Origin of the sequence: Streptomyces lincolnensis (genome assembly GCF_021173675.1) — a bacterium.
Lineage (GTDB): Bacteria > Actinomycetota > Actinomycetes > Streptomycetales > Streptomycetaceae > Streptomyces > Streptomyces lincolnensis_B.
In genome coordinates, this window is the sequence record NZ_JAIHON010000029.1 from 1 (window position 1) to 16,898 (window position 16,898).

Genomic DNA, 16,898 nt, shown 5'->3' on the forward strand with positions numbered 1-16,898 from the left:
AGGTGCCGTGCGGTTGTTGGGGGGTGCCCTCGGAGCGGGGGAAGAACTCGTACCAGGCGCCGTACAGGGCGCGTTCGCGTTCCACCAGCAGGGGCAGGGTGTCGGAGGCGGTGAGCAGCTCCCGCAAGGGGTGGCGGGCCAGCACCGCGTCCACCTCCGGCGTCAACGCCGACGCCAGCCGCGTGGCCACGGGCAGCGAGTCGTCCCGCAGTGTCTGCACGGCGGCCAGCATCGCCGCGCGCCCGGGCCCCTGGGGCACTCCGGCCGCCGCCCGCTCGTAGAGGTCGGCGCCCTCCTCCAGGACCAGCCCGGTGTCGATGCCGGCCGGGACCTTGATCCGGGCCGTGCGGCGCCAGGTGGACAGCGGGTCGCTCCAGGCCTCGACGCGGAAGGTCCAGTGGCCCTCGACGTCCGGGGTGACCTCGGCGCCCCAGCGGTCGGAGCCGGGGGACAGTTCCCGCATCGGTGTCCAGGGGCCGTGACGGCCCTCGGGGTCGGTGAGGACGACGTTGGCGGCGACCGCGTCGTGGCCCTCGCGGAACACGGTCGCGGTGACCTCGAACGTCTCGCCGGCCACCGCCTTCGCGGGACGCCTGCCGCAGTCCACGGCCGGCCTGACGTCCCGGACGGGAATGCGGCCGATGGCCTGGTGGGAACTCATGGGGAAACACCTCCGCCGTGCTCGACTGGGCCGGGTGCGTTGACCCGACGGGGAACGAAGCTGCGCCGGAAGGTGTCTACCTCCCCGCGGGGGACCGCCGATCAGTGGCCGGCGGGCCGCGTCTGGTCACCGGATGCGGGCCCGGACGGTCGCCCTCCTCCCGGAGGTAGGCGACCAGAGTGGTCCGCAGATAGCGCTCGGCGGCGTTCGCGGCCTCGCGCGCGCACCGCTTGCCCATCAGCACGCAGAGGGTGTAGCCCGAGTCCTCGAAGGTGGCCCGGATCCTGTGGTCGGTGGGGGCGGCGAGCATCATGCGTTCCCACGCCCGGTACCGACGCAGTTGGCGGGCCACTTCGGCTTTGGCCGGTAGCAGCATCGTGCGGTTCACCCTCCAGGGCTCGATCGCGGCTGTCCTGCCCGTAAGAGCTGTGCGCGTCCGCGCGCGAACGCGCACGGATCCGTTACGGGCATCGAGGTCTTCACACATGGTGCACGCGTGACGACTCAGCGTCTTGTTGGATCTTCAACCACCTCCTCCGTCGCTCGTGTTGCACGAATGGCGTAGCCCTCGCACAGTTGAGATGACTCAGAAGCGATCAGTGCTCACGCTTCGTGTCCGGGGCCCGTGCCCCGCAGGGGGCGAGGAGGAGCGAGAGCTTCGCCGGTGAGGAGCCAACGACGATGAAGACCGCAGTGCCCTGCTACTACCACCTCGATGTCGAGGTCAGTCCGGAGCGGGTCGGGCAGGTCAGGCGCATCCTGGCCGCACACCTCCGGTACTGGGACCTTCAGATCCTGGTCGAGCCCGTCTGCCGCGGCGCCGAGATGCTGCTGACGGCCATCGACGAGCACGCCACGGACAAGAACACGTCGATCGAGATGTGGTGGAACGGCCAGCATCTGATCACCGCTGTCGGGGACAACGACCGCGACCTGCGCCCGGACCAGGACCTGCGCGCCTGTCTCAGCCGCATCGCCGCGATGAGCGACGGCTGGGGCTGCTGCGCCACCGATACCGGCAGCAAGGTCATCTGGTTCTCGCAGCGCGCCCGCGCCGGCGAGCGGGTCCCGCTGGTGCCCACCGGGCCTGTGCCCCGGCTGCGCGAGGTGCTCCAGGTGCCGCGCGAGATCCCCGTGGCGGCACTGGCCGCACCCGGGATCGCGCCGGACGGCGTCCTCCAGGACGCCCGGTGACCGGGCGACGCAGCCGGAAAGGGGTGCCCGCGTGGAGCGGGCACCCCTACCCGTTGGGCGCCGTCCACGACGGCCAGGGCACCAACTTCGCCCTGTTCAGCGAGGTCGCCGACCATGTCGACCTGGTCCTGGTGGACGACGACGGCACCCACCGCCGGGTCCCGATGGCCGAGGTCGACGGGTTCGTCTGGCACTGCTACCTGCCCGGCGTCGGACCGGGACAGCGGTACGGCTATCGCGTGCACGGCCCCTGGCAGCCCGCCCTCGGGCACCGGTGCAATCCGAAGAAACTGCTGCTGGACCCGTACGCCCGAGCGGTGGACGGGCAGATCGACAACCACGCCTCGCTCTTCGAGCGCGCGGCCGACGGCCCGTCCCGGTCCGACAGCAAGGGGCACACCATGCTCGGCGTGGTCACCGACCCGGCCTTCGACTGGGGCGACGACCAACCGCTCGGACGGCCGTACGCCGACAGCGTGATCTACGAGGCCCACGTCCGCGGCCTCACCCGCACCCACCCCGAAGTACCGCCCGAGCTGCGCGGCACCTACGCCGGTCTCGCCCACCCGGCGGTGATCGACCACCTCACCTCGCTCGGCGTGACCGCGGTCGAGCTGATGCCGGTGCACCAGTTCGTGCAGGACGGCGTGCTGCAGAGCCGGAACCTGTCCAACTACTGGGGCTACAACACGATCGGCTTCTTCGCCCCGCACAACGCCTACGCCGCCGACGGCAGCCGCGGCCGGCAGGTCCCCGAGTTCAAGGCGATGGTGAAGGCGCTGCACGCGGCCGGCCTCGAAGTCATCCTCGACGTCGTCTACAACCACACGGCCGAAGGCAACGAGAAGGGCCCCACGCTCTCCTTCCGCGGCATCGACAACGCCTCCTACTACCGCCTGGTCGACGGCGACTGGGGGCACTACTACGACACCACCGGCACCGGCAACAGCCTGCTGATGCGGCACCCGTACGTGCTCCAGCTGATCATGGACTCGCTGCGGTACTGGGTGACCGAGATGCACGTCGACGGCTTCCGTTTCGATCTCGCGGCCACGCTCGCCCGGCAGTTCCACGAGGTGGACCGGCTGTCGGCGTTCTTCGACCTGATCCAGCAGGACCCGGTGATCAGCCGCGTCAAGCTGATCGCCGAGCCGTGGGACGTCGGCGAGGGCGGCTACCAGGTGGGCAACTTCCCGCCGCTGTGGTCGGAGTGGAACGGCAAGTACCGGGACGCCGTACGGGACTTCTGGCGGGCCGAGCCGGGCACGCTCGGCGAGTTCGCCTCCCGGCTGACCGGTTCCGCCGACCTCTACCAGCACAGTCGGCGCCGCCCGCGCGCGAGTGTCAACTTCGTCACCGCGCACGACGGGTTCACCCTGCGCGACCTCGTGTCGTACAACGACAAGCACAACGAGGCCAACGGCGAGGGCAACCGGGACGGCGAGAGCCACAACCGGTCCTGGAACTGCGGGGTCGAGGGCGACACCGACGACCCGGCGGTCCGCGACCTGCGCGCCCGCCAGCAGCGCAACCTGCTGGCCACCCTGCTGCTCTCGCAGGGCATCCCGATGCTCTGCCACGGCGACGAACTCGGCCGCACCCAGCGCGGCAACAACAACGCCTACTGCCAGGACAACGAGATCTCCTGGATCGACTGGCGGCTCACCGAGGAGCAGCGCGACCTCGCCGCGTTCACGCGCCACGTCATCGCCCTGCGCGCCGCCCACCCGGTCCTGCGCCGGCGCCGCTTCTTCCGCGGCGAGACCATGACGCACGCGGACCAGCCGCTGCCCGACCTGGTGTGGCTGCGGCCGGACGCCCGCGAGATGGCCGAGGAGGACTGGCGGCGCCCCGAGGCGTACGCGGTCGGCGTCTTCCTCAACGGGGACGCCATCGCCGAACCCGACCCGTGCGGCCGGCCCCTCGTGGACGACTCCTTCCTGCTCCTGTTCAACAGCCACTGGGAGCCGGTGGAGTTCCGCCTGCCGGACATCGCCTACGGCGAACGCTGGACGACGCTGATCGACACCGCCGAGCCGCAGGGCGCCGACGAGGCGGAACACAAGGCGGGAACGCGGATGACGGTCGAGGCACGCAGCCTGGTCCTGCTGTCGCGGCCCTCACGCACCGCCACCTGAAGACCGGCGTCGGCGCGGCCGATCAGCGTTCGCGGCGCGAGGTCACCGTGAACTGCGCGCCGTCCGGGTCGCGCAGCACGGCCTCGTCGCTGCCCTTGGACAGCACGCTCCCGCCGTGGATCTCCGCGGCCCTGGCGCAGGCCGCCACGTCCGCCACCGCGAAGTGCACCTGCCAGTGCGGCCGGATCGACGGATCGGGGGCCGACCCCAGCGCCCCCGACTCGATCCGGGCCACGATGTCGCCGCGGCTGCGCAGCACGACCTCGCCGCCCTCGTAGTGGACCTCGCAGCAGCCCGGGCGCTCCGACGCCCAGTCGAGGATCTCGCCGTAGAAGATGGCGGCGTCGAAGGCGTCGCGGGTGTGGAGCTTGATGAACGCCGGCTGCGCCTGGCGCCAGGCCTCCCAGTCGGCGAAGAGCTCGCCCTCCCAGATGCCGAAGGTCGCGCCGTCCCGGTCGGCGAGCAGCGCCGCGCGTCCGGGCGGGAAGGACAGCGGTCCGACCGCGGCGGTGCCGCCCCGTTCCTGGGCCCGCGCCACGGCCTCGTCCGCGCTGGGGACGGCGAAGTACGGCGTCCAGGCCACCGCCATCTGCCACATGGTGGCGACCGCGGCGATCCCGGCCGCCGGTGTGCCGTCCGCCAGGGCGATCCGGAAGCGGTCGCCGAGCTTGGCCGCCTGCCACTGCCAGCCCAGCACGGCCCCGTAGAACGCCTCCGTGGTCTCCAGGTCGCGGCTGGTCAGGCTCACCCAGCAGGGTGCGCCGAACACGGAATGCGTGGACAGGATGTCCGTCGTGGCACTGGGTGGTCGCGCGTCGTGATTCATGAAGTGATGTCCTGCTCTCGTCGGCCGGGGCACGCGCCCTGGTTCCAGTGTCCGGCCGGAATCGCTCGGGGCGCCTGCCGAGTACCCCTGAGACGGCGCCGAAACGGTGCTCCGTCTGCCTCCGGCCCGGTGGCGCCCACCCGAACGAGTGACAGGATGGAGGAGTGTCAGGACCATCGGACGAACCCTCCGACGAGCTGGACCGCGTCTTCGCGCTTCAGGCGGAGGTGGACCAGCTCAAGGAAGCCGTCGCCTCGCACGCCGTCGTGGACCAGGCGATCGGCATGGTCGTCGCGCTCGGCAGGCTGACGCCGGACCAGGGGTGGGAGGTCCTCAAGGAGGTCTCCCAGCACACGAACATCAAGCTCCGCAACGTGGCGGACCTGATCCTCGTGTGGGGGCGTGCCGGAGAGATGCCCCGGGAGATCCGCGCCGAGCTGGAGGACGCCCTCGACCGCTACGGACCGACGCAGATCCCGGGAGCTCCGACAGAGTGACGGCGGCCGCGTCCCTCAGCGGGCGTCGGTGAGGATCTCCTCGCGCAGCCGGTCGAAGCAGCCGCTGAGCAGCCGGGAGACGTGCATCTGCGAGATGCCGAGCTGCTCGGCGATCCGGCTCTGGGTCATGCCGCCGAAGAACCGCAGGTAGAGGATGGTGCGCTCGCGCTCGGGCAGCGCCTCCAGACACGGCTTGACGGCCACCCGGTCGACGACGGTGTCGAATCCGGGGTCCGGACCGCCGAGCGCGTCGCCCAGGGCGTACCCGTCGGTGCCCGGCATCTCGGCCTCCAGGGAGAGCGCCGAGAAGCACTCCAGGGCCTCCATGCCGGTGCGGGCCTCCTCCTCGGTCATCCGGGCGTACGCGGCGATCTCGGCCACGGTGGGAGGGCGTCCCGGTGTCGTCTGGGACAGCTCCTTGATGGCCTGGCGTGCGCGGTTGCGCAGATCCTGGACCCGGCGCGGCACGTGCAGCGTCCACATGTGGTCGCGGAAGTGCCGCTTGATCTCGCCGGTGACGGTCGGCACCGCGTACGCCTCGAAGGCGCAGCCCCGTGCCGGGTCGTAGTGGTCGACGGCCTTGACCAGACCGAGCGCGGCCACCTGGTACAGATCCTCCAGGCTCTCGCCGCGGCCGCGGAAGCGGACGGCGATGCGCTCGGCCATGGGCAGCCAGATCTCCACCAGTTCGTCCCGGAGCGCTTTGCGTTCCGGGCCCTCGGGCAGCCCCGCGAGCCGACGGAAATCCGCGGCCGTGTCAGGGGCGTCGTCGTGCGGGTGCGGCTTCGCCCTGCCGGTAACTGGCATGGTGCGCGCCTCCCTCAGCAGGTGCTGGATGGACGGACACCGGGGGAGGCGCGGGCGCGGACCTGACGGAGGGAACCCGGGGACCGGCCGGTCGGCCTCCCACGGACGTGCCTCCTGTCCGAAGCACATACCTGCTGATTCCCGGAGCCGATGTCCCCAAACAAATATGGGCAAAAGCTACTTTATGGATTCACCGGAGATCGGCGCGTGACCAACGGTCTTGACCGTCCTTTGGGTTCGTTACCTCTGCTACAGAGCTAATGTCGACAGTGTGGAACCAGAGACCTTTCCGGAGGAGCTGGCCGACGCGCTCGTCGCGGTCCAGCGGCTGATCCGGCGCCGCCTGCGCCCGCAGATGTCCGACCCGCGCCTGCGCGGAGCCGAGGTGGAACTGCTGCGCCTCGTCGTGACCCGGCCGGGCATCCGCGTCTCGGACGCCGCCAAGGAGCTGTACCTGGCGGGCAATTCGGTCTCCACGCTGGTCAACCAGCTGGCCCGGGAGGGCTATCTGACCCGCGAGACCGACCCCGCCGACCGGCGGGCCGCTCGACTGCTGCCCACCCCCGCGGCCGAAGCCCGGCTGGGCGAGTGGCGCAGGCGCCGCGCCGACCTCGTCGGACGCCAACTGGCCCGGCTGGCCGAGGCGGACCAGGAGGCCCTGCGCGCCGCCCTGCCGGCCCTGCGCCAACTCGCCGTCAACCTGCACGAGGAGGCCGAGGACTCATGACGTCGGACACCGAGGAAGCCGTCAGCTGCACGGGTCTGACCCACGCCTTCGGCGACACCACCGCCGTCGACGGGCTCGATCTGACCGTGCACGAGGGCGAGGTCTTCGGGCTGCTCGGCCCCAACGGAGCCGGGAAGACCACCGCCATCCGCTGCATCACCACCCTCCTGCCGGTCCCGGCGGGCATGGTCCGCGTCTTCGGCCGGGACACCGCCGAGGACGCCATGGCCGTACGGCGTCTGCTGGGCTACGTCCCCCAGCAGCTGTCCGCCGACCAGAGCCTCACCGGCCGGGAGAACGTCGCCCTGTTCGCCCGCGTCTTCGACGTGGCCCGCAGGGAACGCGCCGAACGCGTCGGCCAGGCCCTGGCCGCGGTCGACCTCACCGGGGCCGCCGACCGGCTCGTCGGCACCTACTCCGGCGGCATGGTCCGCCGCCTCGAACTCGCGCAGGCACTGGTCAGCGCACCCCGCCTGCTGATCCTCGACGAACCGACGATCGGGCTCGACCCCATCGCCCGCACCGGTGTCTGGGAGCACATCAACGCCGTGCGCGCCGCCACCGGCATGACGGTCCTGGTGACCACGCACTCCATGGACGAGGCCGACCAGTACTGCGACCGGGTCGGCCTGATGCACCACGGCCGCATCCGCGCGCTGGGCACCCCGGCCCGGCTCAGGGAGGGGCTCGGCGAGCGCAGGCGCGCCGCCGGCGCGGCGGCCACGGACCCGCTGCCCACGCTGGAGGACGTCTTCCGCGACATCGCGGGCAGCGGCCTCGACGACGAGTCAGGAGACTTCCGCGATGTCCGAAGCACCCGCCGCACCGCAGGCCGCGTCGGCTGACCGTGCTCACGAGGAGGCCGGGAACCTTCTCGTCCAGCCGCCCGAACCGCGCGCGGGCTGGCGGCTGCTGCCCGCCCGGGTCGTGGCGATGTGCGCCGTCGAACTCCAGAAGCTGCGCCACGACCGCACCGAGCTGTACACCCGGGCCGTCCAACCCGCCCTGTGGCTGCTGATCTTCGGCCAGACCTTCACCCGCATCAAGGCGATCCCCACCGAGGGCATCCCCTACGTCGACTACCTGGCCCCCGGCATCATCGCCCAGTCCGCGATGTTCATCGCCATCTTCTACGGCATCCAGATCATCTGGGAGCGGGACGCCGGCATCCTCGACAAACTGCTCGTCACGCCGACTCCGCGCTCGGCGCTGATCACCGGCAAGGCGTTCGCGGCCGGGGTGAAGTCGCTGATCCAGGCCGTCGTCGTGATCGTCATCGCCGCACTCCTCGGTGTGGCCCTGACCTGGAACCCGCTCAAGCTCCTCGCCGTCGCCGGGATCGTGATCCTCGGATCGGCCTTCTTCTCCTGCCTGTCGATGACCATCGCCGGCATCGTGCTCAGCCGCGACCGCCTGATGGGCATCGGCCAGGCCATCACCATGCCGCTGTTCTTCGGCTCCAACGCCCTCTACCCGCTGTCCGTCATGCCGGGCTGGCTCCAGGCGGTCAGCAGGTTCAACCCCCTCAGCTATCAGGTCGACGCCCTGCGCGGGCTGCTCCTGGGCACGCCCGCGCACCTGGCGCTGGACTTCGCGGTCCTGTTCGTGGCCGCCGCGCTGGGCATCGCCGCGGCCTCCCGTCTCCTGGGCCGACTGGCCCGTTGAGGGGCGGTCCGGGGGCGGTCCGGGGAGAGGTCGAATGAGGCGGCCGAAAAGTGATGTGCGGCACGCGGACGAACCGGGCCGTCCGCCCGGTCGGCGGATTCTTCCTGCGCAGCGCTTGATCACCGATCAAGGGGGCGAATGGGCTGGCCACAGCGCATTCTGCTCATTTGACAGTGTGCTGAGCGCAAAGATAGGAAGCAGCTCTCTGAGGTCGAAGAGGTGCACTGTGTACGAGCCGAACGTGGTCGGGGACTGGCAGGAGTACGACGCGCATGCCGGTCTGCGTGTCCGCGTCCACCGTCTGGAGGCCACCGAGCCACCCCGCGGACGGGACGACGCCGCCGAGGGGCTCACGTATTTCCGGCTCCGGGTCACCGTGGAGAACCGGGGCGAGCGGCCCTTCACCGTCCACCTGGAGGACGGTCAGATCGACGTGCGCATCGGTCCCGACGGGGAGAGCGCGTTCATCGACTGGCGCAACTCCCAGTTCATCGAGGGCTTCGACGTCCACCCGCTGCGCCGGGCGACCGCCGTGCTGTACGCGGCCGGACCGGAGACGTCCCTGAGCCACGTCGACGTCCAGATCCAGCTGCGGGTCGACGACGACTGGGCGGACCGCCGGCTGTGGGCGGGCGGCATCGGCCTGGCCGAGGGTGCCGTCGGCACCGGCGTGGTGCGCGACAACCTCGCCCTCCAGGTGAGCAACTTCCTGCGCGACCAGGCCGAGGAGGGCACGGCCTGACAGGGTGCCGTCGCTCGCCCGCGACCTGATCCGCCGGACAGTGCCTAGTGCGGGATCCCGTCGATGATCTCGCGTGCCCCCTGGCGCAGCAGTGCCACGGCGACCGAGGTGCCGAGGGTGGCCGGGTCGAGGCGGCCGGCCCATTCGTGGGCGTTGAGGCGGGTCTTGCCGTCGGGGGTGAAGACGCAGGCGCGCAGGGACAGTTCGCCGCTGCGGTCCACGCGTGCGTAGCCCGCGATCGGGCTGTTGCAGTGCCCCTGGAGGACGTGCAGGAACATGCGTTCGGCGGTCGCCTCGCGATGGGTCTCCGGGTGGCCGAGCGCACTGACCGTGTCGATGACCTCGGTGTCGCCCTCCCGGCACTGGAGCGCCAGGATGCCGGCGCCGATGGGCGGCATCATCGCCTCGGGGGAGAGGACCTCGCTGATCACGTCACGCCGGTCGATGCGCTCCAGGCCGGACATGGCGAGCAGCAGCGCGTCCGCCTCCCCGGCGGCCAGCTTCTCCAGCCGCCGGTTGGCGTTGCCGCGGAAGGGCACGCACTCCAGGTGCGGGTGGGTGGCGGACAGCTGGGCGATCCGGCGCACCGCGGAGGTGCCGATACGGGTGCCCGCCGGGAGTTCGTCCAGGGTGAGCCCGCCCGGATGCACCAGGGCGTCGCGGATGTCGTCCCGCTTCAGGAACGCGGCGAACGTCGTGCCCGCCGGGAGCGGCCGGTCGGCGGGCACGTCCTTGACGCAGTGCACCGCGAGGTCGGCCGCACCGGCCAGCAGCGCGGCGTCGACCTCCTTGGTGAAGGCGCCCTTGCCCTCGACCTGGGCCAGGTCGCCCATCCACTTGTCACCGGTCGTCTTCACCGGCACGACCTCGGTACGGATCTCCGGGTGCAGGGCCGCCAACTCGGTGCGGACGCGCTCCACTTGGGCGAGTGCCATGGGCGAGTCGCGGGAGACGATACGGATCAGTTCGGGCACGGACATGCGGCCACGATAGTCCCTCCGCGAGGTGCCGTGGCGCACTGCCTCCCCCATGCCCCGCAGGGCAACCCCCGTCAGCCCTCCACCGGGAGGCTGTACCGCAGCTTCTCCTTGGCACGGGCGCCGAGACGGTCGTAGAAGCGGATCGCGCCCTCGTTCCACGCGGGGGTGTTCCACTGGATCTCGGTGAGGCCGAGGGTGCGGGCCTCGGCGCGCACCGCGTCCATGAGGAGTCCGCCCACGCCGAGACCGCGGTGGTCGGGGGCGAGGAACAGGCAGTCCATGTGCAGGTACTCGCAGGCGCCCCAGGTGGAGACCTCGGGCGCGCAGGTGGCGTATCCGACGATCTCGTCGCCGGGCAGTTCGGCCACCAGGCAGCGCAGCCGGGGCGCCGGCGTGTCGAAGAGGAGCGCGGTCAGGCGGACGGCGAGGTCGCCGGCGGGCGGCGCGGCGCGTTCGTACTCCGCGTGCAGGGCGGCGAGTTCGGCCACCCGGGGCAGGTCGGCGGGCTCGGCGCGGCGGACGAGGGGGGTCTCGCTCACCGGACGTCCCCCTCGACGGTGTCCGCGCTCCAGGCGGCGAGACGTTCGGTGAGCGGACCGGTGCCGTCGAGCACCTGCCGGGAGAACGCGTCCCGCTCGTGCGCGAGGACGGCCGCCTCCCACACACAGGGCGTCAGACCGGCCCGGCCGGGACGCAACGCCTCGGGCTTGTCCCTCGGGCCGGCGAAGATCGCCAGGTCCGACATGTCCCCCTCGATCCAGGTGTGGATCAGCAGGTAGTCGCCGTCGCCGCCCGCGTGCACGATCAGCACGGCGAGCCCGAGGGTGCCCCGCAGCCGCCCGAGTTCCAGATGCGCTCCGGCGATCCGCAGCGCCGCCTCGGCGTCCTGCTCGGACACCGTGCGGCCGGGGGCCTCGATCGCGTACACCTTGACCAGGTGGCCGGCGGTGTCCCGGGTACCCAACGGCCGGGCGGGACGCGCGTGATGGGAGTCGGCCAGGGCGAGCAGCGCCTCCGTGTCCACGGCGGCGGGCAGGTTCTCGTGATGATCCATTCGGTCATCCTGGAACGCGGGCCCGCGGGATGTCCACCGTGAATACGGCCTCAGACCAGTGGCTCGCTCATGTCGACGGAGCGCAGCGCGGCGGCCAGCGCCTGTTCGTCGCCGACGTCCAGGGCCGTGTCCGTCAGCTTGATGACGTGCTCGTCGCCGTGGGCCAGGGCGCGTTCCATGACCTCCTCGGCCGTCAGACGCGCGGGCGGCGTGTACGCCACCGGCTCCACGGGCGCGTACATCGCGGTCACCGCCGCGGACGCCGACCAGGCCGCCCTGAGGCTCGGCGCCCACAGGTCCCGGGGCAGGGACTCCAGCGTGCGCAGTACGGCGTTGGGGGCGGTGGCCGCGTGCACGAGCATGGTCGGCTCGCCGTGGCCATGGGTGGCGTAGCGGTGGGTCGCGGCCCGGACCAGCTCGGTGAGCCGGTCCTTCGCGGTCTCCGGGTCGGTGACGTCCTCCGCCCACACGGGCAGTCGGCGCACCGCGGACAGACGGTCGCGGAATCCCAGGTGCCCCGCCTCGATCGCGGGTACGGCGTCCAGGGACGCGGTGGCCGACGGCGCGCCCGGGAGCGGCTCGACGCCGGTCACGGGCTGGTGGCGGGCCGCCCAGTAGCCGAGCGCGTGGGCGAGTTCGGTGAGCCGGGGCGCGTTCTCGCCGCTTTCCACGGCCCGTACGGCGTGGCCGACCCGGATGACCGTGTGCGTGGCCCCGCCGTACAGGCCGGGCAGCAGGCGCGGCCACCACTCGGCCAGGACGCTCCGCCAGGGACGCTCGGCGAGTGCGCGGGAGAAGTGGTCGGTCCAGTCGGCGATCCGGCGGGGATCGCCCAGCGCGGAGGGCCAGTTGTCGTCCGTGACGGGTGCCACGCGGTCGGGGAAGTCCTCCAGCTTGTCCCGGTAGAGGTCCACCCAGCGGTGCACCGCGTCCGCCTGGCCGTGCGCGGCCAGCGACTCCACGACCATGGGGGCGTGGTTGGACAGCCAGCCTCCCCGTTCCGGACCGGAGGCGTGCAGGCGTTCCAGGGCTTCTTCGAGCTGTCCGCTCGTGCTGCTCGTGTCCATGAGGGGGACGCTATGACGTGCCGGACCGGCCGGGATCGGGCGCGGGACGGAAGCAGTGGACACCGAGGTCCTAGGTCCCGCGACCGATCTCCGGGCGTCCGGCGGTCAGGCGTTCGGGTCGAACGCGATCCCCGAGGGCTTCGCCAGCGACAGGTGGTTCGCGAAGTTGGCGTCCTTCAGACCGAAGTTGGCGCTGCCGAAGTCGTACGCGCTCAGCTTGTCCCGCAGCCCGGCCGGGTAGCCGTTCCAGCCGACCAGCGGCGGGTACTGCCAGGTTCCCTTGTGGTTCTCCGGCGGCTCGTCATTGGAGTTGGCCAGGCGGAAGCAGTGCGTGCTCGCGCCGTCCTTGTGGTAGACGATCTTCGCGTGGGTGCCGTCGAAGCGGACCCCGGACGCGGCCGTGACGGTGAACGAGCCGTGGTTGGACGTCGACACGTACTGGATCGTGCCGTTCTGCACCCAGACGACGACGTGTTCGAAGTCGTGCCGGTGACCGCCGATGCTGCTGCCGGCGATGGCCTGGTCCTTCTCGAAGTACAGGCCGTACATGTAGGCGCACCAGCCGCTGTTGCACTTGGAGCGCGAGTAGCTGTTGGTGTTGTCCAGGTCCGAGGCGTCACGGCAGTCGCCGCTGAGTGAACCGGTCGGGTTGAGGCCGCCGTTGATCGTGCCGTCGGGTCCGATGGCGGGCGTGGGGTAGCACCCGTCCGTGTCGTAGTCGAAGGCCGGCTGGTACGTCTTCTCCGCGGTCTCGGCATTGGCCGGCAGGGCCTGCGGCGGGGCGGCGAAGGCGGCGGTGGGGAAGGCGACGACGAGCGCGGCGGCGCCGGCCAGGCCGGTGAGCCATCTCCTGCGGTGTGCCTTGAACGACGGTGACGACACTGCGTCCTCCTCTGGTGTGGGCGCAGCCCAACGGCTCTAGGGAAAGGGGAAGTTCAGCTTCCCCTCTTTACATGTCCCCGCCAAGAGGTCGTAGGCGTCTCTCCGGTTACGGGTTCCCCAACAATTGGATCTTGGGGGCCCGCCGGGCCCGCCGGGATCGCGGACGGAGTGTCGGGACGGACCGCCGACGGTGCCTCAGGCGAGATCGTCCGGCAGGTCGGCCGAGGACTCCTCGGGGGTGAGGTCCGGTCGCAGCCGCAGCCAGGACGGCTGTCTCAGCATTCCGGCCCGGGTGCGGGTGCTGTAGCGGACCTCGCCGACCAGCCGGGGCAGCACCCAGTGCGCTCCCGGCGCGGGCGGCACGGGGTCGAAGGGGCACACGTCGGTCTCGACGGCTCCCAGCAGCGCGGCGAGCCGGTGTCGTTCCGCCTCGCTCCAGCCGGTGCCCACCCCGCCGACGTAGCGCAGGCGCCCGGCGGCGCGCTGTCCGACCAGGACGGCCCCCGGCAGACCGGTCAGCCGCCCCTTGCCGGGCAGCCAGCCGCCCACGACGACGTCCTCGCTGCGCATGTTCCGGATCTTGATCCAGGCCCGGGAGCGCGTCCCGGGCTCGTACGCCGAGTCCAGGCGCTTGCAGACCAGGCCCTCCAGGCCGTGCTCCCGGGTGGCACGCAGGGCCTGCGCGCCGTGACCGACCAGCGCGGCCGGGGTCGACCAGTGGGGGCCGGTCAGGGCCAGTGCCTCCAGCAGTCCACGGCGTCGGACGTAGGGGAGCCGGAGCAGGGACTGCCCCTCCAGGTGCATGACGTCGAACAGCACCAGGTGCACGGGGAGTCCGGCCGCCCGACGGGCCGCCCTGCCGGGTGCCCGCACCAGGCCCATACGGGACTGCAGCAACTGGAAGTCGGCACGCCCCTGTTCGTCCAGCGCCAGCACCTCCCCGTCGAGCACCGCCGGTGTGGCACCGAGCGCGGCGCCCAGCGGCTGCAGTTCGGGATAGGCGCCGGTGACGATCTCCCCCGACCGGGCGCGCAGGACCAGGCTGCCGTCCCCGGCGGCGTAGACGACGACCCGCTGTCCGTCCTGCTTCGTCTCGTAGGCCCAGCGCGCGTCCTGGGCGGTGGGCGGGAGGGTGCCGGGCGTGGCCAGCATGGGAGGGATCAGCGGGAGGTCCACGGGTCAGTTGTCGACGGGCCCGCGCTCCCTCACGCCGGCTCCCCGGCGGTTTCCCCTGAACGGACGCCTCGCGCGGGGGCGGTTCCGGTGTGCGGTCAGATGATGCCGCCGTTGGCCCGCAGCACCTGGCCGTTGACCCAGCGGCCGGCCGGGCCGACCAGGAACGACACGACCGAGGCGATGTCCTCGGGGGTTCCGAGGCGCTCCAGCGGAGGCTGCGCGGCCAGCCGGGCGACGGTCTCCTCGTCCTTGCCGTCGAGGAAGAGCTCCGTGGCCGTGGGGCCCGGCGCCACCGTGTTGACGGTCACGTCCCGGCCGCGCAGCTCGCGGGCGAGGACCAGGGTCAGCGCCTCGACCGCGCCCTTGCTGGCCGCGTAGGCGCCGTAGCCCGGGAAGGCGAGGCCGACGATCGAGCTGGAGAAGTTGACGAGCGCGCCACCCGGACGCAGCCGGCGCGCGGCCTGCTGGTCGACGACGAAGGCGCCGCGGATGTTCGTGCGGTACAGCGCGTCGAGCTCGGCGAGGTCCAGCTCCGTGATCGGGGAGAGCGGCATCCGGCCCGCGGCGTGCACCACGGCGTCGATCCCGCCGTACCGGGCCTCCGTGAGGTCGAAGACGGCGGCGACCTCCGTCTCGTCGGCGACGTCCGCGCGCGCGGCGAAGGCGGTGCCGCCGGCGGTCTCGATCTCGCGCACGAGCTCCTCGGCCGCTTCCTTGTTGCCCGCGTACCCGACGGTGACGGCGAACCCGTCGGCGGCGAGCTGCCGGGCGATCTGCCGTCCGATGCCGCGCGAGCCGCCGGTCACGAGCGCCACACGCGTGGCCGTGGAGGACTGGGCGGACTTCTGAGTGGAGGACTGAGTGGTCACGACTGCACCCCTGTTATCGACGTTACGTTCAACTCGTATCGACGATAACACAGATTCGTAACGACGCTACCCCCGATTCGTATCGGCGCTACGAATGCCGTACGGTGAGCACATGGATGCGAGGGAGAAGATCCTGGAAGCGGCCACCGCGCTGCTGGCCGAGGCGCCGGTGGCCGATGTCTCCACCCGGGCCGTGTGCGAGGCGGCCGGGGTCGGGGCGCCGATGCTCTACCGGCTCTTCGGGGACAAGGCCGGGCTGCTGGCCGCCGTCGTGGACCGGGGATTCGAGCGGTACCTCGCGTCCAAGCGGGCGGCCCGCCCCGGTGACGACCCGGTGGCGGACCTGAAGAAGGGCTGGGACAACCACACGCGGTTCGCGCTGGAACACCCCAACCACTACCGCCTGATGTACTCGCCCGGCCTGACCGTCCCACCCGCCTCCGCCCAGGAAGCGCACGCGCTGCTGCACGCGATCCTGGAACGCTGCGCCGCCGCGGGCCGGCTGACCGTGCCGCCCGCCCTCGCCACCCAGGTCATCATGTCGGCCAACGTCGGGGCGGCGCTGTCCCTGCTCACCCGGCCCGAGCAGTACCCCGACCCGCGGTTCTCCGAACGGCTGCGCGACGCGGTGATCGGCTCGCTGACCCGCCCCGCCGACCCGGCCGACGCCACCGACGCCCCCGCTTCCGACGGGCAGGCCCCGGTCCCCGTCGCCGCCGCCACGCTCGCCGCCCGACTGCGGGCCGAGGTGCCGCCGACGTTCACTGCGGCGGAGTCGGCCCTGCTCCAGCAGTGGCTGGAGAAACTCTCCGCCGACCAGGGCGTTTCCGGTCGGCGCCGGTGAGGTCCCTTCGGGGAGGCGGCCCTACCCGTACCGGCCTACGCCGTACCGGCCCCTACGCCGTACCGGGCGGAAGCGCCTGCGCCAGCCCCGTCTGGTAGGCCATCACGACCAGCTGGGCCCGGTCGCGGGCGCCCAGTTTGGTCATCGCGCGGTGCACATGGGTGCGGACGGTCAGCGGGCTGACGAACAGCTTCTCGGCGATCTCGTCGTTGGAATGTCCCTCGGCCACCCAGATCATCACCTCGCGCTCCCGTGTGGTCAGGGCGGCGAGGTCGTCCGAGGCGGCCAGCCGGGTCCCGAGGCCGGGCGCGGTCAGGAAGCGCGTGATCAGGGTGCGGGTGGCACCGGGGGAGAGAAGCGAGTCGCCGGCCGCCACCGTGCGGATCCCCGCCAGGAGCGCGTCGGCGGTGACGTCCTTGCCGAGGAAGCCGCTCGCGCCCGACCGCAGCGCCTGGGCGACGTACTCGTCGATCTCGAAGGTGGTCAGGATCAGCACGCGCGTGCTGGACAGGTCCGGGTCCGCGCAGATCGCCGATGTGGCGGTCAGGCCGTCCGTCCCGGGCATCCGGATGTCCATCAGGACGAGGTCGGGGTGGTGCAGCCGCGTCAGGTCGACGGCCTCCGCGCCGTCGGTGGCCTCGGCGACCACCTCCATGTCGTCGCAGGAGTCGATCAGGATGCGGAAGGTGGCCCGCAGCAGGGCCTGGTCGTCGGCGAGCAGCACGCGGATGGTCATGGGGTCCGTTCCTGGTGTCACGGGCGGCGGGAC

General features: G+C 71.9%; 20 protein-coding genes. 8 read left to right on the plus strand and 12 right to left on the minus strand.

What is annotated here, in order from left to right; genetic code table 11:
• Both K4B79_RS46375 and K4B79_RS46380 read right to left on the minus strand, forming a co-directional pair.
• Positions 1 to 661 (minus strand): maltotransferase domain-containing protein (locus K4B79_RS46375; protein WP_232033512.1); only part of this gene is annotated, 661 nt, incomplete at its 3' end.
• Positions 662 to 737: 76 nt separating this feature from the next.
• Positions 738 to 1,037, minus strand: coding sequence for a DUF5133 domain-containing protein (locus K4B79_RS46380; RefSeq protein ID WP_232033513.1), 300 nt, complete (start codon positions 1,035 to 1,037; stop codon positions 738 to 740).
• Between the two features lie 305 nt (positions 1,038 to 1,342).
• Between K4B79_RS46380 and K4B79_RS46385 the strand changes: the two genes are divergently transcribed.
• Positions 1,343 to 1,855, plus strand: a complete 513-nt coding sequence (locus tag K4B79_RS46385) for a pep a2 (protein WP_232033514.1) — start codon at positions 1,343 to 1,345, stop codon at positions 1,853 to 1,855.
• Positions 1,852 to 3,993, plus strand: coding sequence for a glycogen debranching protein GlgX (glgX, locus tag K4B79_RS46390; RefSeq protein ID WP_374208596.1), 2,142 nt, complete (start codon positions 1,852 to 1,854; stop codon positions 3,991 to 3,993). Before K4B79_RS46385 ends, glgX begins: the two co-directional genes overlap by 4 nt.
• Positions 3,994 to 4,015: 22 nt before the next feature.
• On the opposite strand, the gene K4B79_RS46395 is transcribed toward glgX, so the two are convergent.
• Positions 4,016 to 4,819 (minus strand): VOC family protein, encoded by an 804-nt coding sequence (locus K4B79_RS46395; RefSeq protein ID WP_232033515.1) that lies wholly within the window; start codon positions 4,817 to 4,819, stop codon positions 4,016 to 4,018.
• A 164-nt stretch (positions 4,820 to 4,983) separates the two neighbouring features.
• Between K4B79_RS46395 and K4B79_RS46400 the strand changes: the two genes are divergently transcribed.
• Positions 4,984 to 5,316 (plus strand): ANTAR domain-containing protein, encoded by a 333-nt coding sequence (locus tag K4B79_RS46400; protein WP_232033516.1) that lies wholly within the window; start codon positions 4,984 to 4,986, stop codon positions 5,314 to 5,316.
• Between the two features lie 15 nt (positions 5,317 to 5,331).
• Here K4B79_RS46400 and K4B79_RS46405 read toward each other — a convergent pair whose 3' ends face one another.
• Positions 5,332 to 6,123, minus strand: a complete 792-nt coding sequence (locus K4B79_RS46405) for an RNA polymerase sigma factor SigF (RefSeq protein WP_232033517.1) — start codon at positions 6,121 to 6,123, stop codon at positions 5,332 to 5,334.
• A 271-nt stretch (positions 6,124 to 6,394) separates the two neighbouring features.
• Here K4B79_RS46405 and K4B79_RS46410 point away from each other — a divergent pair, with 271 nt between their 5' ends.
• The 4 genes from K4B79_RS46410 to K4B79_RS46425 all read left to right on the plus strand — a co-directional run bounded on the left by K4B79_RS46410 (position 6,395) and on the right by K4B79_RS46425 (position 9,257).
• Positions 6,395 to 6,850, plus strand: coding sequence for a MarR family winged helix-turn-helix transcriptional regulator (locus K4B79_RS46410; protein WP_232033518.1), 456 nt, complete (start codon positions 6,395 to 6,397; stop codon positions 6,848 to 6,850).
• Positions 6,847 to 7,695, plus strand: a complete 849-nt coding sequence (locus tag K4B79_RS46415; protein WP_232033519.1) for an ABC transporter ATP-binding protein — start codon at positions 6,847 to 6,849, stop codon at positions 7,693 to 7,695. The genes K4B79_RS46410 and K4B79_RS46415 overlap by 4 nt, the downstream gene beginning before the upstream one ends.
• Positions 7,655 to 8,515, plus strand: coding sequence for an ABC transporter permease (locus K4B79_RS46420; protein ID WP_232033520.1), 861 nt, complete (start codon positions 7,655 to 7,657; stop codon positions 8,513 to 8,515). The genes K4B79_RS46415 and K4B79_RS46420 overlap by 41 nt, the downstream gene beginning before the upstream one ends.
• Positions 8,516 to 8,741: 226 nt before the next feature.
• Positions 8,742 to 9,257 (plus strand): hypothetical protein, encoded by a 516-nt coding sequence (locus tag K4B79_RS46425; protein WP_232033521.1) that lies wholly within the window; start codon positions 8,742 to 8,744, stop codon positions 9,255 to 9,257.
• A gap of 44 nt (positions 9,258 to 9,301) precedes the next feature.
• Here the strand turns inward: K4B79_RS46425 and hemC are convergent, their stop codons facing one another.
• The 7 genes from hemC to K4B79_RS46460 form a co-directional block, all read right to left on the minus strand.
• The gene (hemC, locus tag K4B79_RS46430; RefSeq protein ID WP_232033522.1) at positions 9,302 to 10,237 is read right to left on the minus strand and encodes a hydroxymethylbilane synthase; all 936 of its coding nucleotides are present in this window, start codon (positions 10,235 to 10,237) and stop codon (positions 9,302 to 9,304) included.
• A 71-nt stretch (positions 10,238 to 10,308) separates the two neighbouring features.
• On the minus strand, positions 10,309 to 10,776 hold the full coding sequence (locus K4B79_RS46435; RefSeq protein WP_232033523.1) for a GNAT family N-acetyltransferase: 468 nt from the start codon (positions 10,774 to 10,776) through the stop codon (positions 10,309 to 10,311).
• Entirely contained in the window at positions 10,773 to 11,291 is a 519-nt protein-coding gene (locus K4B79_RS46440; protein WP_232033524.1) for a hypothetical protein, read from the minus strand. The genes K4B79_RS46435 and K4B79_RS46440 overlap by 4 nt, the downstream gene beginning before the upstream one ends.
• 50 nt (positions 11,292 to 11,341) lie before the next feature.
• Positions 11,342 to 12,358 (minus strand): questin oxidase family protein, encoded by a 1,017-nt coding sequence (locus K4B79_RS46445; RefSeq protein ID WP_232033525.1) that lies wholly within the window; start codon positions 12,356 to 12,358, stop codon positions 11,342 to 11,344.
• Between the two features lie 105 nt (positions 12,359 to 12,463).
• Entirely contained in the window at positions 12,464 to 13,240 is a 777-nt protein-coding gene (locus tag K4B79_RS46450; protein WP_232033526.1) for an NPP1 family protein, read from the minus strand.
• Positions 13,241 to 13,435: 195 nt separating this feature from the next.
• Positions 13,436 to 14,416: an ATP-dependent DNA ligase gene (locus K4B79_RS46455; protein ID WP_232033527.1), complete on the minus strand. Its 981-nt coding sequence runs from the start codon at positions 14,414 to 14,416 to the stop codon at positions 13,436 to 13,438.
• 95 nt (positions 14,417 to 14,511) lie between these two features.
• Complete coding sequence (locus K4B79_RS46460) at positions 14,512 to 15,285, minus strand: SDR family oxidoreductase (RefSeq protein WP_232033528.1); 774 nt, start codon at positions 15,283 to 15,285, stop codon at positions 14,512 to 14,514.
• 112 nt (positions 15,286 to 15,397) lie between these two features.
• On the opposite strand from K4B79_RS46460, the gene K4B79_RS46465 reads away from it, so the two are divergent.
• Positions 15,398 to 16,129: a TetR/AcrR family transcriptional regulator gene (locus K4B79_RS46465; protein ID WP_232033529.1), complete on the plus strand. Its 732-nt coding sequence runs from the start codon at positions 15,398 to 15,400 to the stop codon at positions 16,127 to 16,129.
• Positions 16,130 to 16,181: 52 nt separating this feature from the next.
• Here the strand turns inward: K4B79_RS46465 and K4B79_RS46470 are convergent, their stop codons facing one another.
• Entirely contained in the window at positions 16,182 to 16,865 is a 684-nt protein-coding gene (locus K4B79_RS46470; RefSeq protein ID WP_232033530.1) for a response regulator, read from the minus strand.
• Positions 16,866 to 16,898 lie beyond the last annotated feature (33 nt).